This window comes from Patescibacteria group bacterium, from assembly GCA_038065315.1.
GTDB lineage: Bacteria > Patescibacteriota > Minisyncoccia > Phycocordibacterales > JBBTRF01 > JBBTRF01.
The window spans coordinates 62099-76515 of the sequence record JBBTRF010000001.1 but is presented as its reverse complement, the minus strand read 5'-3'; the positions used below and the strand labels follow the sequence as shown (position 1 = coordinate 76515).

17 protein-coding genes are annotated in these 14417 nt (G+C 52.2%); 5 read left to right on the top strand and 12 right to left on the bottom strand.

The window, feature by feature from the left end:
- Window positions 1–59: 59 nt before the first annotated feature.
- Window positions 60–1217: a glycosyltransferase family 4 protein gene (locus tag AAB391_00305; protein ID MEK7644753.1), complete on the bottom strand. Its 1158-nt coding sequence runs from the start codon at window positions 1215–1217 to the stop codon at window positions 60–62.
- Window positions 1218–1459: 242 nt separating this feature from the next.
- On the opposite strand from AAB391_00305, the gene AAB391_00300 reads away from it, so the two are divergent.
- Window positions 1460–1897 (top strand): hypothetical protein, encoded by a 438-nt coding sequence (locus AAB391_00300; protein MEK7644752.1) that lies wholly within the window; start codon window positions 1460–1462, stop codon window positions 1895–1897.
- On the opposite strand, the gene truB is transcribed toward AAB391_00300, so the two are convergent.
- Window positions 1894–2589 (bottom strand): tRNA pseudouridine(55) synthase TruB, encoded by a 696-nt coding sequence (gene truB, locus AAB391_00295; protein ID MEK7644751.1) that lies wholly within the window; start codon window positions 2587–2589, stop codon window positions 1894–1896. The genes AAB391_00300 and truB overlap by 4 nt on opposite strands.
- Before the next feature lie 81 nt (window positions 2590–2670).
- On the opposite strand from truB, the gene AAB391_00290 reads away from it, so the two are divergent.
- Entirely contained in the window at window positions 2671–2997 is a 327-nt protein-coding gene (locus tag AAB391_00290; GenBank protein MEK7644750.1) for a hypothetical protein, read from the top strand.
- A gap of 121 nt (window positions 2998–3118) precedes the next feature.
- The gene (gene typA, locus AAB391_00285) at window positions 3119–4927 is read left to right on the top strand and encodes a translational GTPase TypA (GenBank protein MEK7644749.1); all 1809 of its coding nucleotides are present in this window, start codon (window positions 3119–3121) and stop codon (window positions 4925–4927) included.
- A 6-nt stretch (window positions 4928–4933) separates the two neighbouring features.
- Here the strand turns inward: typA and AAB391_00280 are convergent, their stop codons facing one another.
- The 4 genes from AAB391_00280 to AAB391_00265 all read right to left on the bottom strand — a co-directional run bounded on the left by AAB391_00280 (window position 4934) and on the right by AAB391_00265 (window position 7461).
- Window positions 4934–5164, bottom strand: coding sequence for a hypothetical protein (locus AAB391_00280; GenBank protein ID MEK7644748.1), 231 nt, complete (start codon window positions 5162–5164; stop codon window positions 4934–4936).
- Between the two features lie 441 nt (window positions 5165–5605).
- Window positions 5606–6079 (bottom strand): DoxX family protein, encoded by a 474-nt coding sequence (locus tag AAB391_00275; GenBank protein ID MEK7644747.1) that lies wholly within the window; start codon window positions 6077–6079, stop codon window positions 5606–5608.
- A 98-nt stretch (window positions 6080–6177) separates the two neighbouring features.
- Entirely contained in the window at window positions 6178–6483 is a 306-nt protein-coding gene (locus tag AAB391_00270) for an RNA-binding protein (protein MEK7644746.1), read from the bottom strand.
- 186 nt (window positions 6484–6669) lie between these two features.
- Window positions 6670–7461: a hypothetical protein gene (locus tag AAB391_00265; protein ID MEK7644745.1), complete on the bottom strand. Its 792-nt coding sequence runs from the start codon at window positions 7459–7461 to the stop codon at window positions 6670–6672.
- A 103-nt stretch (window positions 7462–7564) separates the two neighbouring features.
- Here AAB391_00265 and AAB391_00260 point away from each other — a divergent pair, with 103 nt between their 5' ends.
- Window positions 7565–8017: a hypothetical protein gene (locus tag AAB391_00260; protein MEK7644744.1), complete on the top strand. Its 453-nt coding sequence runs from the start codon at window positions 7565–7567 to the stop codon at window positions 8015–8017.
- A 267-nt stretch (window positions 8018–8284) separates the two neighbouring features.
- Here the strand turns inward: AAB391_00260 and AAB391_00255 are convergent, their stop codons facing one another.
- The 4 genes from AAB391_00255 to AAB391_00240 form a co-directional block, all read right to left on the bottom strand.
- Window positions 8285–9217, bottom strand: a complete 933-nt coding sequence (locus AAB391_00255) for a reverse transcriptase domain-containing protein (protein MEK7644743.1) — start codon at window positions 9215–9217, stop codon at window positions 8285–8287.
- A 233-nt stretch (window positions 9218–9450) separates the two neighbouring features.
- A complete protein-coding gene (locus tag AAB391_00250; protein MEK7644742.1) occupies window positions 9451–9621 on the bottom strand; it encodes a hypothetical protein in 171 nt (56 codons plus the stop codon).
- A gap of 38 nt (window positions 9622–9659) precedes the next feature.
- Window positions 9660–9905 (bottom strand): hypothetical protein, encoded by a 246-nt coding sequence (locus tag AAB391_00245; protein MEK7644741.1) that lies wholly within the window; start codon window positions 9903–9905, stop codon window positions 9660–9662.
- Between the two features lie 273 nt (window positions 9906–10178).
- Window positions 10179–11006, bottom strand: coding sequence for a hypothetical protein (locus AAB391_00240; GenBank protein MEK7644740.1), 828 nt, complete (start codon window positions 11004–11006; stop codon window positions 10179–10181).
- Between the two features lie 157 nt (window positions 11007–11163).
- Here AAB391_00240 and hisS point away from each other — a divergent pair, with 157 nt between their 5' ends.
- Complete coding sequence (gene hisS, locus AAB391_00235; protein MEK7644739.1) at window positions 11164–12507, top strand: histidine--tRNA ligase; 1344 nt, start codon at window positions 11164–11166, stop codon at window positions 12505–12507.
- Window positions 12508–12942: 435 nt separating this feature from the next.
- Here the strand turns inward: hisS and AAB391_00230 are convergent, their stop codons facing one another.
- Window positions 12943–13512, bottom strand: coding sequence for a hypothetical protein (locus AAB391_00230; GenBank protein MEK7644738.1), 570 nt, complete (start codon window positions 13510–13512; stop codon window positions 12943–12945).
- Window positions 13513–13695: 183 nt separating this feature from the next.
- Complete coding sequence (locus tag AAB391_00225) at window positions 13696–14310, bottom strand: hypothetical protein (protein MEK7644737.1); 615 nt, start codon at window positions 14308–14310, stop codon at window positions 13696–13698.
- Window positions 14311–14417 lie beyond the last annotated feature (107 nt).

Here is a 14417-nt window from a genome sequence, read left to right as displayed (position 1 = left end):
ACGACAACACTTGCATACAAGTGAGGGGATGAGTCGGTTCTTTTTTTCCAACAATTCAGCTACTTCGAGTTCGAAGCCTTGAGTGAACTGAGCACGATCTGCAACTCCCTCAGCATCTTCTCGTCACTAAATTCCGCTACCCGCGACTTCCCGGCCGTTGAAAGCTGTCGAGCGAGATGGTCATCCTTCAAAACTCTCTCAATCGTATCCGCGAGTGAGCGCACATCGCCTTGTGGCACAAACAATCCATTCTTGCCATCGGCGATAAGCTCAACATTACCCCCGACTGGAGTCGTAATGATCGGTACACCCATCGCCATCGCCTCAAGTAACAAATGCGAGAAACCTTCATAGGCCGTGTTGAGAGCGAAGACGTTTGCTGAAGCGAGATATTGCAAAACCGTCCCGTGATCCACCTTGCCCAAAAACGTGACGGGTGCTTTCAGCTCCGACGCCCTTTGTGCCAATGTCGCACGGTCCGGACCATCGCCGAGAATGTAGAGACGCAGGTCCGAATACGACTTCTGCCCGGATGTCGTAATGTGTCCTGCGAGATTGGCGACAGCCTCGATCAGCGTATCAAACCCTTTCCATGGCACGAGGCGGCCAACACTCACTACAGAGTGAGCGCCGAGATTTAGTTGCTTCGCCGGAACCTTTGCCACACTCGACAATTCGAAACCATTGTAAATCACGGTGATTTTTTCTGCCGGCACACCCCACGCAGAGACGATGCGTTTCAAATATTCGCTTGGCACGATGATTTTGTCGGCGGCAAGCGCAACTCCCAATTGAATCTGCTTGAGCTTGCGGACAGCAAGCGGATAATCCGAACCGAGCGAGAAATGATCGAGCGTATCAGTTACACCATACCGCTGGCTGCCTTGCTCCCACGCGTAGTCGCCGACGATTTTGAGTAAAAACGGTTTTCGAAGCAGGTGTGCCACCCATTTAGCCGGCAACCCAACCGAAACCGGGTCCTGAGCATAGATAACATCGGCCTGCAGTGCGGCCGTGAATAGCTTCGCGAAATACAACGCATGTCGAACACCCTTCGGCCAATGCAAGACCGAACCAAAATTGACTACCTTTACCGTGTGACCGAAATCGGGCAGACGATCGGCCAACAACTTCGAATACGTCGCCGGGCCGCCGGATTGTGGCGGAAAAATGCCGGTCGCGATCACCACATGAAGTCCCCCATCCTTTGCTTCCATGTTCGGTAGTATAGCATTTTGTCCACAGTCTAGGCCACATTTCCCTTGGCAAAGCGGTGATTTTACCCTATGATTCTTTTCTGTGAATAAAGTCATCTTCATCCTTCTCGCGCCGATCTATATCCCTATGGCACTTTTGATGCACCACACCTTTGAGTGGTGGGGCGGTCTGTGGTCGTAATATTCTCAAAACCTTCTCGCAATCCACAGCGCGCGAGCGGCGAGCGCGCTATACTAGCTTAATGAATCCAAAACACATCCATCTCTCATCACTTATCGGACGACTCGCACTTTTTATCGTCTACTTCTGGTTCGGTGCCCTCAAGCTGTTTGACCTCAGTCCCGCCAATCCGCTGGTCGCCGGTCTGCTCCACGCCACAATGCCGTTCTGGTCTTTTGATAATTTTATTATTTGGTTTGCCCTCTTTGAAATGCTCATCGGCCTCCTCTTTTTGATTCCGCGTTGCGAAAAAATCGCCTTCTGGCTTTTTGTAATTCATATGGCCACCACCGTGATGCCACTCTTCTTTATTCCAGCGATGACCTGGCAGGGCTTTCTCACGCCAACACTCGAAGGCCAATACATCATCAAAAATGTTGTTCTTGTTGCTCTCGCTCTCTTTGTCTACTCGGCCAATGAATACGGACCGACCCACAAACTAAAAGGACTCCGCGACTAGATTTTCCGCGCGTCTCTCACTGAAAATTCGCCAATACTCGTGCGCCGCAGTGCACTCATCGTCACCAGCGCGCCAATGCGCCGGCCAAACTCCTCTCCTAGTGAGCGGATATAGGTACCACTAGACACACCGAGCTCCACTCGCACTCGCGGACCATTGGCGGTATTTTCCCATCCCAAAAATCGTACGGACTCGACCGTCATTTCTTTCATCGGTGGCTTGATCTCTTCTGCCGTCTGCCCCGCGCGAGCCAATTCGTACAACTTTTTCCCACCGCGCTTAATCGCCGAGTAGATCGGTACCGGCAAGTGCAGCGCGCCCTTCATCCCAACCAACACCGCCTCGATATGCTCTGCCGTAATGCCAGCACCAAATGTCGCCACCTGCTCGGTCGACCACTGCTCCAATACCCGCCCGTCCGTATCTCCGCTATCGGTCCGCATACCGACCACGAATTCTGCTTCGTACACTTTCGACAGCCCGAGCAGTTCCGCCAAACGCTTCGTCCCACCATCAATACCAATGATCATCAACCCTGTCGCCAAAGGATCGAGAGTACCGGCATGCCCCATTTTTCGGCCAGCGTAGGCGGATTCTCTCTGCAATCGGCGAATCACGTCAAAAGAGCTGATACCGGCTGGCTTGTCGACCAACATTAGCTCCGCCGGAGGATTTTTCGGTGCTTCTCCCATATGCTTGGCATTCTATGTAATAATAGAAGGAAACTCAACAGCTCTTTGTCTATTTGAGTTTCTTGGAAAGGACCTTACCTCATGAGCACTCCGACCGACACCCCGTATCAGGTGGTGGAGATGGAGCGGACGCGTGGCCAAGGTCCGGGAGAAGTCATTCTCTTTGGGCTTTTGGCACCGACGACCACACCACCCACCACGCACGAAACAACACAGCCCAGCACCACCCAGACACCCACGCCAATCTTCTGCCTCTGTTTCCGAAAAACTGGCTGGGATTTCATCATGGATGGCCACTACAAGGCAGAAACCATCCATAAAGTCGCCAGCAACGGCGCACAGATGGGCCTGCGAGATCTGATCAGGCTCGCCAAAGCACACGCCTCCGCCAAATACCCCAATGGATAATTGGGACAGCTCGCCTCGTCCGACCACGGCTTCCACAGCCCAGTTTGACAAAAGCGAGCTTTTTTGTTAAAAATAAGCCTCATCCGGCCCCGCCTAGCCTATTGGGGCCCTTTTTAATCAAATGGAAATTCGCAACATCGCCATCATCGCCCACGTGGACCATGGTAAGACCACCCTCACCGACGCTCTATTGAAACAAAATGGAGCGGCTGAAGAAGGTGCCAGCATGGACTCCAACGCTCTCGAACTAGAGCGCGGCATTACTATTTACGCGAAAAACACTTCCCTCTACTACAAGGACACCAAGATCAACATCGTGGACACCCCGGGTCACGCCGACTTCGGTTCCGAAGTGGAGCGTGTGTTGCGATCCATCGACACGGTGCTGCTCGTGGTAGACGCGCAGGAAGGTCCAATGCCGCAGACTCGTTTCGTACTCAAGAAGTCTCTCGAATTGGGACTCAAGCCGATCGTCGTGCTCAACAAGATCGACAAGCCGGCCGCTCGACCCGCAGAAGCGCACGAAGAAATCCTCGAGCTCTTCATGGAGCTCGGCGCCAACGACCAGCAGCTCGATTTCACCACCGTCTACGCGATCGGCCGCCAGGGTATCGCGAAAATGAAGCTCACCGACGAAAGTGCCGACCTCACCCCGCTTTTGGATACTATTTTGAAGCTTGTCCCTTCAGCCAACGGCACCGACCAGGCCACTCACGACGCGCTCGAAGCCAAGCCACTCCGCATGCAGGCGTTTAACCTCGCATACGACAACTTTCTCGGACGTATGGCGATCGGCCGCATCCAGGAAGGTAGCGTGAAGATGGCGCAGCAGGTGTTCATTAAGAAGGACGGGGCGGAAACCGTCACTGGAAAGATCACCAAGATTTTCACCTTCGAAGGTACCGCTCGAAAGGAGGTGCAAGAGGCATTCGCAGGCGACATCGCGATGATCGCCGGTCTTCCTTCGATCTACATCGGCGAGACCATCTGCGGTGCGGCTGATGCCACCCCGTTGCCGACCATCAAGATCGACGAACCGACTATTTCCCTCAATTTTTTGGTCAACGACTCACCTTTCGCCGGCCGCGAAGGCAAATTTGTCACCAGCCGACAGATCCGTGAGCGACTCGAAAAAGAGCTCGAAGTGAACGTCGGTCTCAAGGTGGATTTCGCCGCCAACGACTTTTTCAAGGTGTACGGCCGAGGCGAGCTTCACATTTCTATTTTGCTTGAAAATATGCGACGCGAAGGCTACGAAGTGCAGATCTCTCAGCCGCAGGTCATTGTGAAGGAAGAGGGTGGCAAGAAGCTCGAGCCGTTTGAGGAAGTGATCATCGATGTGAAGCCGGAAGTGACGGGTGCGATCATTAAGACACTTTCGGAGCGACGTGGCATGATGACACAGATGAAGGAAGGCGATGGCACGACTCGTATCGTCTTCGAAATGCCGACTCGAGGTCTGCTTGGCTATCGCGGACAGTTTGTGGTGGACACTCGAGGCGAAGGTATTATGTCTTCCCGATTCTTGGAGTTCCGACCATGGGCCGGCGAAGTGCAGCGCACTTCTTTTGGCTCAATGGTGTCTATGGAAAACGGCAAGGCGATCGCCTATTCTCTCGAAAAATTGCAGGAACGTGGTTCGCTATACATCGAACCGGGCGACGAGCTGTACGAGGGTATGGTCGTGGGTAATGTCACCAAGGGTGAGGACATGGCGGTGAATCCTGTGAAAGCCAAGCAGCTCACCAACATGCGACAGAAGAGTTCCGACGGCTTGGTGTTGCTCACGCCGCCCCTGAAACTCAATATTGAACGCGGCATGGAAATCATGGCCGAGGACGACTATCTCGAGATCACCCCTACCAAAACCCGCCTCCGCAAGCGCTTCTTGAAAGAAGGCGATCGGTTGAAGTCGCAGAAGCAGGGGTAGTGTCGGTCAAAAACCGCGAGGAGGCGGCGGTTTTTGTTTCGCATAATAGTTACGCCAAAATCCAACTCCTTCGTCTTCATCGTGACCTGGATCATCCGGCCCGTCGCCGATATACCACTCGGGGTGTTCTTTCATTTCTCGAGCAAATGACTCAGAAAAAGCTCTGTTCGTCTTTTTCTTTTCAACAGTTTTGAGTTTCCGCGCGTGGTCCCACACAACGATAATGTTTTCGAACATTGCGCTCATTGTAGTTGAAATTTCTCGCTCGTCTTTGGCAACACGAACCTTTTCTAGCAAATTATTCGACAGGGATAGTGTGATTCTTTTTCTCATAGTATTTGAACTAGACAGCCGAAAAGTAGCGGTTGAGATTAGTAATAAAACATCCGAGAGGGTGTCTGCCGATGTTTTTTAGTAGATGCGGATTTCTCATACTTTCTCATACAAATTCATACAAAGTATGAGAAATCCGCATCTACTGTTTTTTGCCTCACCACCCCCGCTGAACCCATACTCTAGCAAAGCATCGGTAGAGAAACTGCTAAGAAAGGTTCAAGAAATGCCTAATTTTTGTTAAAGAGATACTCAATTTTTGTTCAATTTTGTATGAAGATGTGCCCAAACAAAAAACCGCCCGTCTTGTCTGGGCGGTTTTTTGTTTCTCAAGAAAAAAGTATGCTACTTCGTCTCGTCACAACCGCAGGTGCTAGCACAACCAGCACAACACTTCGCTTCAAGCTTCGCCAACGGAGCTGGAACATACTTGCCAGCGCCAGTGAAAGCCACCGCCAACGCTGTCAACAAAAGAGTGAGCTGGTACTCGTAGCCACCGGTCATTGCTGAATATCCGCTCTTTGCGTGGACAGTCGCAATTGCTACCACCATCACCACAGTTAGGAGGACCCCCGCTGTTCGCACGAAAATGCCGAGCAAGACCACAATGCCGCCAACAAACTCAACCAAGCCAACAAACCAGGCCATGAAAGCTGGAGCAAAGATGCCCATGCTCGCAAATGCCTGCACATACATACCATGATCGGCAAGCTTGGCATATCCGTGAACAATAAACGGAATCGCCACCGCCACTCGGAGCACGAGGAGGCCCGCGTCCTCATTTCGAAACCACACTGCGACTTTTGAGATAAAATTCATATCGATTTTATTTTGCTGATATTCGCTGATAACAGGAGTAGTATCCCACACTTGCGCCAAACAAAAAAGCCCCCTTGCGGGAGCTTTTTTGTCTCTTGTTAGAAGCTTCGTCGATCGCCGCCGCCGAATGATCGCATTGGGCGATCAGTTCGAGGAGCCATCGGACGTGCCTCATTGACGGTGAGAGTTCGACCGTCGAGCTGCTGGCCGTGGAACATGTTGATCGCCGCATCCGCTTCCGCGTCATTTGGCATTTCAACGAATCCAAAACCTCGGCTCTTTCCGGTCATTTTGTCGATGATGATCGTAGTAGAGCTCACCATGCCAGCCTTAGAGAATGCCTCTTTGAGACCGTCCTGGGTAGTTCCGTACGAAAGACCACCGATGTACAACTTCTTTGCCATTGGGTACTTTTGAATGAAATCTAATACGTGTAGACGACCTTCCCAAAAGCTCCAAAATGCGCGTTGCGCTTGAAAACACTGAGAAATCTACAACAAAAGAAGTATAGCACAGGCGAGTCGGAAAGTCAAGTTTTACGATAAAAACGATGCGGCGTCAAGGGTTTTGGAGAGGTGAAACGGGTCTGGCTACGCCGATAGCAAAAAATCACCCACCTGCGTGCGTTTGATCGAAAAAGCGATGGCGCCAGTGCCAAGACGTTTCCCTATTTCCTGCGCCAGTGAGCGGATATAGGTGCCGCTTGAACAGTGGATACGGAGCGATAACACCTGAAAATTTCGATCATGATTCGTCTGGAAAAACTGCCGCCACCTTACTGCGATCTCCGGCTGCCGAAAATCGCCCTTCACGAGCGCGATCCTTTCGAGGATCTGCTGCTCTAGCTCGTCGGCTGTCACGATGCGTTCACCCAGCACCTCGATCTGATAGATCTCGACCTCCCTGCTCGGCATCTCACCTTCAGTTGGCAACTCGCCAGCACGCGCCAGCTCGAACAACGGCCGACCCTTGTGCGGCTTCGAAGAATACGCCGGGTACACCTGTATGCGTTTACCTAAAAATGTTCTCAAGACCGTCTCAAATTGTTCTAAAGAAGTGTTCGAGGACTGTTGAGAGGTTGCGGCCAGCGCGGAATCCTGCACCATTCCCAACACATCATGCGTATCCGTCTCCACTCCGAGCAAAAATTCTGTCTCATACACTTTGTCCAAACCAAGATATTTTTCCTTCTGTTTACACTCTTCGCCCGCGAGCACCACGAGCAGGCCTTCAGCCATTGGATCAAGTCGGCCAGCGTAGGTAAATGGCATAGAGCGAGCATCGGCAAAAGCAACCTTGCCCACAGCAGCTCTTTCAGCGCAAAAACGCTCGAGACATTTGAGCGGCGTTTCGCCGAGCTTTTTGTTGATGAGGAAAGGCATGTGCGTTCTGCGACTTTGTTGACAAAACTCCAAAAATGTTTAGTGTTGATGCTGGCTCAGAAAATTGCTCGGACTACAACGGTTCGTCAACCCAATATAGCACATGAAAACCTACCTCTGGCTCTCCCTCATCGCCTCTGTCCTCTACGGCATCGCCAATCCCCTCATGGGTATCGGCCAGCGCCTCGGCCTCACCACCAGTAGCACCATTTTCAGTAGCTCGCTCGGTGGCCTAATCATCGGCATCGTCTACTGGTGGAACCACCGCGACGTGCCCCTGCCGTCTCTGCAAGCCTGCTCCGTTGGAGTCATGGTCGGCGCGATCTGGACTATCGCGATGCTGCTCTGGACCCGCGCACTTGCCCCCGACATGCAGTCTACGGCTTCCACGATCTTCCTCATCGTCGGCACCAACCCTTTCATCGCCGTGCTCATCAGCGCCACGATCTTCAAGGAATGGGACAAGGTGGTGCTGTGGAAATTCTGCGCTGGTGGCGGCCTCATCGCTGCGGGGCTCTACCTCATCACTACCTGCAAGAAGGTCTCGGCGAGCTGATCATTGCCACAAACTGAGTCACTCAAAAACCTCCCGACAAATTCAAATGCCGCGCCTGAAAGGACGCGGCATTTCTCTTTTGCCAATCTTCTTTTCTAAGCTTGCAAAAATCTCCCCGATTATTTATACTTTAGGGGTAAAGAAGGGTCATCTGAAGACTGGAAAATCTCTCCCCAGCGCTCTCTTCACTGAGAGGCACGCATGCGAGGACCGGGAGTCTCGCCAGAACTAAAAACAGTTGGAAACTTGTGTTCCAGCTTTTTTAGTTCATCGGGGTTGGTCAGCGGTACCAAGTAGCGTGCCGAGTTCCGCCAACACCTTCTTACTTTTGCAATGTCTCAACATGCCGAGATAGGAAGCGAGTGAATTGCAAAAACGATCCTCAGAAATCTTTCCACTCTTCACCTCAGCCGCGAGTCCAACGATCTTTTTGAACATCCTGTTTCTGGTTTTCGTCCGCAACACGCGATAGCGCGGCAAGCTCACATACCCGAGAAAATCCGTTCCCTGGAGCAGCTTGCGTATCGTGACCTTGTTCGGATGCAATGAAAGTTTCAGATGCTCCTGCAAAAATTGGCCGATTTCCCGAGTCCAACCCTCGAGCTCCTCGCGCGACGACGATAGCAATACAAAATCGTCGCAGTATCGTATATAGTATTGCGCGCGCAGGAAATGCTTCACAAATTGATCGAGTTTGTTGAGGTAGATATTCGCAAAAATCTGGCTCGTGACATTTCCGAGCGGCAGCCCTTTGCCAGGTGAAGCCTCAAAAGAGCGGATGATCTTTTCGAGAAGTCTGAGCAGGTGTGGAGTGCCCGACGCGCGGCCGCCAAGCTTCCGCCCCAGCAGTTCCAACAAAATGTCGTGATCAATGGAGTCGAAAAATTTCCGCACGTCACACTTCAACACAAAAGCTGCATGGCAATGATTGGCACTTACTTTTTTCGCAAACACCCCAAACCGCTCGACACCCCGATGCGTACCTTTCAGATCGCGAGAGGCGTATGAATCATGGATAAAATGCTTGTCGAACAGCGGATACAGCGTCTGATACACAGCTTGATACAGCACCCTGTCGCCGACGCTCGCCTTATGGATTCGTCGGAGCTTCGGATCCTGCACCAAAAAAGCCTGATACGGGTCAGGACGCCACTCTCCCGAGACCAGCCGACGATGCAGAGAAAAGAGATTGTCTTCCAAATGGAGCTCAAATAGGGTAACATCCTTCTTTGACCGCTTCCCTTTTGAAAACCGGCGCCAAGCCGAAAAAAGACTTCTTAGCGATACGATGTCGTCAAATATTACATCACGAAAATCAAAACCATGAATACCCCCCCCCCGCTACTACCAAAACCGCTCCCAGTGATACCACTTTGCCCATCATCCGTGCTATTCGCCTGTTGCATAAGGACTTGTATTGTAGCGCAGAAAAATTATCGAAGCGAGACAAACTCGGTATCCATGCACAGATAGAAAAGCAGTCTCTCGCCTGCCTTGCGCTCGCTGTAGAAGCGGCTTTCCGGCCGCGGCAAGAAAAACAAAGCGCGCTGGAGGAGCTGCGATTGCAAGTCGAGATATTGAAACACCTTGTCCGAACTGAACATGAACTGCAAATCATCCCCGAGAAAACGTATTTTCGATTCTACGAGCAACTCATCGAGATTTCGAAAATGACCAACGGCTGGCTGACATATGCGATCCAAACAGGCGCACTGCCGAGCCAGACACAAAAAGAGCCTAGTGGCTCTTTGTTGTGAGAAACTTCCTCGCGACCACCGATGTTGGAGTTGCGATTGTCGGCGTTGTTCCAGTTGAAGTTGACCTTCGAGTTGTCCGGATTCCAGTTGCCATTCGCCACCTTGCCGTCGGGGAGCCTTATTGCCCACATTCGTCCGTATCACCGGAGTCCTTTTGCAAAAACTCCTGAGTTGAGAATGCGTGCGGCAGAGCATGCGTAATATAAACGTGAGCAAGCAGTTTCTATTGTTAGGCAAATTGTTGTCAGACATTTTTCACAGATTGAAAATATCGGACCAATTTAACAGCCTGCAAAAAGTATAGCGTAAACGAGCTGCTTTTGTCACATTGTCGCATAGAAAAACCCCCGACCTGCCATAGCAAGCCGAGGGGTGAAGAGGAGAAGTCGAAGGAAACAAGGGGCTCAAGGAGTTGCAAGGGCACAATTGACTGCCTCGCGACCACCGATGTCGGAGCCGCGATAGCCGGCGTAGTCCCAGTCGAAGCGGACCTTCGAGTAGCCCGGAAACCAGTAGCCACTCGCCACCCCGCCGTCGGGGAGCCTCGATGTTGGGAACCGGGTCCACGTCTTCGGGTCGAGGAAGTGGCCGGTCACCTTGTGATACATGCCGAAGGCGATGATGTAACCGCGCAGATCGAGGAAGACGCGCCCTGTGGCCACCATCTCGTCTGCGGTGAGATTCATCGTGTCCGGTGTCGGCTGCGTCGAGCGTTCAACGAAGCGAAGAGTGGGCTTGCCGGAAGCTTTCGCGTCCTTGTAGTCCATCAGGTCCCGCTCCTCATACACACTCTTAAGCTTGGGCTGGGCCTTGAGGGCCTGCTCCACTGCTTGGCGATGGGTCAAAGTGCCGGGATCATAGACCGCGATCACAATTTTCCAGGGCAAAACCTTCGGCATCGTGAACTGCTTGCGCAAGTCGGGGCGATGGCCGAAGTGTTTCTCGGCAAAGTCCTCGGCTTCCTCGATCGCCTTGAGGGCGTTCGTGTCAGCAAAGGCGAAGGAGGGACGCGGGGGAGGTTCTGTCTGAGTCGCACCTTCTTGGGTGGCTGTCGCGGTAAAGCGAGAGCCGTTCCGGAGAATCCCGGGAAGCTCATCAAGATTGGCTTCGTAATGCTCAAGCTCTCTGAGCGTGAACACTTTCGGCAGATTGAGTGCCAATTTCATACCGAGAGCGATGGCGCGCACTGTGAGCGCGACATCATTTGCATCCGACAAGGGTGTACCTTTCACGGTGTTTCCTTTTTGTTCTGATTTCCAAAGAACAGTCTAGATTTTGGCGACATGCCGCAATCCCTGTTCGAGATGTATTATATCACCTTATAGTACTATGTGTCAATGCTCCAGAAAACTTCGTAAAATAAGGCTGATTTGCTACAATATCCTCACTATGTCTACACCGAAAAAACCTCTGTCCACCGACCCATACAAGGGCGTCCGCGACTTCTATCCGGCCGAGATGGCGGTGCAGAATCATATCTTCGGCACCATGCGCCGCGTAGTGGAGCGTTTCGGCTACACTGAATACGGCGCATCTGTCCTCGAACCGGCCGAGCTCTACAAAGCCAAGTCCGGCGAGGAGATCGTCAACGAGCAGACCTACACTTTCATCGACCGCGGCGAACGCGAGGTCACTCTCCGCCCTGAAATGACTCCGACCGTGGCCCGCATGATCGCCGCCGAGCGCAAAGTGCTCAGCTTCCCGCTCCGTTGGTATTCGATCCCCAATCTTTTTCGATACGAACAGCCACAGAAGGGCCGTCTCCGCGAACACTGGCAGCTCAACGTCGATATTTTTGGCGTAAAAACCGTGCAAGCCGAAGTCGAGGTAATCTCGATCGCCTCTGCCCTGCTCCGCGAATTCGGCTTGAAGGATGTTGATTTTGAAATTTTGATCAACAGCCGCAAAGTGATGAACTACATTCTCAGCGACGTCTTTGGTCTCGACGCGGAGACCGCTCGCGCCGTCTCCAAACTCATCGACCGCAAGGAGAAAATGCCGGCCAGCGATTTTGCTGCGAAGATTGAAGCTTTGATCGGAATCAAACACGATCACGAGAAGACTCAAAAGTTTTTGGCCTTGCTCAATTCGCAGAATTTTGACGAATTTATCTCGCACCTGCCGGAAAGCGCGCGGGCCGCGGCCAAGGGACACGAGGCTTTCATCGAAATACAAACACTGCTCGGAAAGCTCGAGTTGCTCGGTATCACCAATGCCCGCTTCAGCCAGACGTTGATGCGCGGCTTCGACTATTACACCGGCATCGTATTTGAAGTATTCGATACCAGCCCAGAGAATCGCCGATCCGTCTTCGGCGGCGGTCGCTACGACGACCTCCTTGATATTTTTGGCGCCGAAAAAGTGGCTGCTTTCGGCTTTGGTGCCGGCGATGTCGTGCTCCGCGACCTTCTCGAATCTCGCAACTTGCTCCCGGGTGCCGCAAAAAGTGCAGATTTGTATTTGGCGGTGATGGGCGTCACCGGCACCGCCTCGCTCGACGACAGCGCGCAAGAGATCGCCCAGGAGCTCCGCGCGGCGGGTGTGAGCGTGGCCGTCGACTATTCCGGCCGCAAAATTGGTGACCAGATCAAGTATGCCGACAAGCAAAACATTCCTTTTGTGATCGTGATTGGCGAGGAGGAAATAAAGACCGGCGTGTTCAAGCTCAAAAATCTGAAGAGTGGTGAGGAGAAGACGGTGAAGATCGAAGAGATTTCGAAGTTGGTAAAATAGCCTTGTTTTTCAACGTATTTTGTCAGTACCCGCTGAGGGTATTGACATTTTATGTAATAGGTGCTATAGTATACAGGTCAGTGCAGTTCTTCCCAACAAAGCAATCCCCCGTCACCCCACTTTCGGGATGACAGAAAGGACTTATGAACGTCCAGAAGAGCTCATCGAAAGCGTTCCCGCTAGTAGATGAAAGCGTCTGGAGCTAGTACACCAACAGCACCGGCTAAGCTGTCTGTTCCAAAAAACAGGCAGCGAACGGGAGAGAAAACCCGTCGGATATCCCCGGGTATCCAAACAGCGCGCCACCTTCACCGGAGGCGCGCTTTTTTCTTTTCTATCTTGTTTTGCAATTTGAGGCAACAAAAAACCAGCCCCTTGCGAGACCAGTCTTGAATTGAAGGTGCTGTTGCACCTATGCACCGAAACGGGCTGAGCTCACCGCCGGCGGCGTGCCATGGATCGGCGAACCGTTTCGAAATCATGATCGCGAATCTGCCGAAGCAGGCGCTCATGTGCGAAAGTTCCGTGGAGAAGCTTTGCGGCGATTTCCCTGCCGTATTCGGCAAAACCCGTCTCTCTGGTGATCTTCGCCCGAGTGAGGATCACCATTGGGATCGGCGAAGATTCCGCAGCGCGCCGTTTTTTAGCGAGTTTGTATGGATACTCCTCGACGGTGAGATCAACACCGACACGTTTCATGCCATTCACCAAGAAGGCACAGTCCGCGTGATGTCGGCGATCAAAAGCGAGGCCGACGGCGACATACAGCTCCAACGCGTTGCGCCAAGCCTCGTTTGGCAGCTCCGCAGCCACCGCCTGAAACAGCGCCTGTCCAGCAAGTGTCTTCGGTTTTTTGGTATCCCAATCAAAGCGCGACACTTGCACACGTAGCACCTCTTGCCATGCCGGCTCAAAAGGAATGTCCGGGATTGGACCGCCCAAATCAACCGCCTTGTCTCCAAGGAGGAATTGTTCGAATTTCCTCCCGCTCCGAATCCTTGCCATTTCAGCCACGACCTCTTTTGTCAAACAACTATCCAGACACGCCATTTGATGCCCTTTCGTTTGTTGGTTTACCGCTGGGAATAAGCGTACTCTCTTATGTCCGAAAAGCAAGGCGCCAAAATGAAAAGCAGCCGGACGCTAGGTCCGGCTGCAGGGGGGGGTACATGGTGAAAGATTGGGTTCCTAGGAAGCCCCAGCCAAGCTTCTTGCCGTATACCAGCACTTCTGGGGCGGTGATGGTGGCGACAACGAGAGTTCGTGCTTCATCCTTTCAGCGATCCTTTCGCTAAATGCGTTGAAGCCTCCGACAACGGCAATCTCATTTCTCGGGATCAATACGATCGGCAATTGGCACCGAGCGATTATTGCATCCTTCAGATCGAGCTTGTCTACTCGCCACTCAGTGGTGATGTCTAACCCCACGAAACGACGCCCGCAAGCAAACACTGCGTCCATGTGATGATGCCAATCGAGACTAATGCCCGTAGCAACGTAGAGTCTCAACCGCTTCTTATCCCGCATGCGGTCAAAGTGTTTGGCGACAGAATGGAACAGGATACGACTCGCAAGAGGCACAGGCGATGACGCATTCCAACCAAATCTGGTTTCTTGCGCCTGTAACATTTCAAAGAAGGCCTCTAGCAGTGGAAGTTTTTTTGGTTCACTACTGCCCACCTTTGCGGCATCTCCAAAAAAGAAAGTTTCCAATTCGCGGCCACCGTGGATGCCCAACAAAACATCGACCAGTAGCTTCTCTTGATCAGGGGTCATTACCTCCGTCGTGAACTCAGTCGTCATAATGAATTTTCCGCTTGAAATTGTTGAACCACCGAATGCAGCAAGGACAATCGTCAAAGAACGATTTCATCAAAAAGTATCATATCACGATATGATGCCTTATGTCA

Bases quoted from the DNA above. Each gene is read 5' to 3' on its own strand.
- AAB391_00305 (MEK7644753.1), bottom strand. From the start codon at position 1,217: ATGGAAGCAAAGGATGGGGGACTTCATGTGGTGATCGCGACCGGCATT.
- AAB391_00300 (MEK7644752.1), top strand. From the start codon at position 1,460: ATGAATCCAAAACACATCCATCTCTCATCACTTATCGGACGACTCGCA.
- truB (MEK7644751.1), bottom strand. From the start codon at position 2,589: ATGGGAGAAGCACCGAAAAATCCTCCGGCGGAGCTAATGTTGGTCGAC.
- AAB391_00290 (MEK7644750.1), top strand. From the start codon at position 2,671: ATGAGCACTCCGACCGACACCCCGTATCAGGTGGTGGAGATGGAGCGG.
- typA (MEK7644749.1), top strand. From the start codon at position 3,119: ATGGAAATTCGCAACATCGCCATCATCGCCCACGTGGACCATGGTAAG.
- AAB391_00280 (MEK7644748.1), bottom strand. From the start codon at position 5,164: ATGTTCGAAAACATTATCGTTGTGTGGGACCACGCGCGGAAACTCAAA.
- AAB391_00275 (MEK7644747.1), bottom strand. From the start codon at position 6,079: ATGAATTTTATCTCAAAAGTCGCAGTGTGGTTTCGAAATGAGGACGCG.
- AAB391_00270 (MEK7644746.1), bottom strand. From the start codon at position 6,483: ATGGCAAAGAAGTTGTACATCGGTGGTCTTTCGTACGGAACTACCCAG.
- AAB391_00265 (MEK7644745.1), bottom strand. From the start codon at position 7,461: ATGCCTTTCCTCATCAACAAAAAGCTCGGCGAAACGCCGCTCAAATGT.
- AAB391_00260 (MEK7644744.1), top strand. From the start codon at position 7,565: ATGAAAACCTACCTCTGGCTCTCCCTCATCGCCTCTGTCCTCTACGGC.
- AAB391_00250 (MEK7644742.1), bottom strand. From the start codon at position 9,621: ATGTTCAGTTCGGACAAGGTGTTTCAATATCTCGACTTGCAATCGCAG.
- AAB391_00245 (MEK7644741.1), bottom strand. From the start codon at position 9,905: ATGTGGGCAATAAGGCTCCCCGACGGCAAGGTGGCGAATGGCAACTGG.
- hisS (MEK7644739.1), top strand. From the start codon at position 11,164: ATGTCTACACCGAAAAAACCTCTGTCCACCGACCCATACAAGGGCGTC.
- AAB391_00230 (MEK7644738.1), bottom strand. From the start codon at position 13,512: ATGGCAAGGATTCGGAGCGGGAGGAAATTCGAACAATTCCTCCTTGGA.
- AAB391_00225 (MEK7644737.1), bottom strand. From the start codon at position 14,310: ATGACGACTGAGTTCACGACGGAGGTAATGACCCCTGATCAAGAGAAG.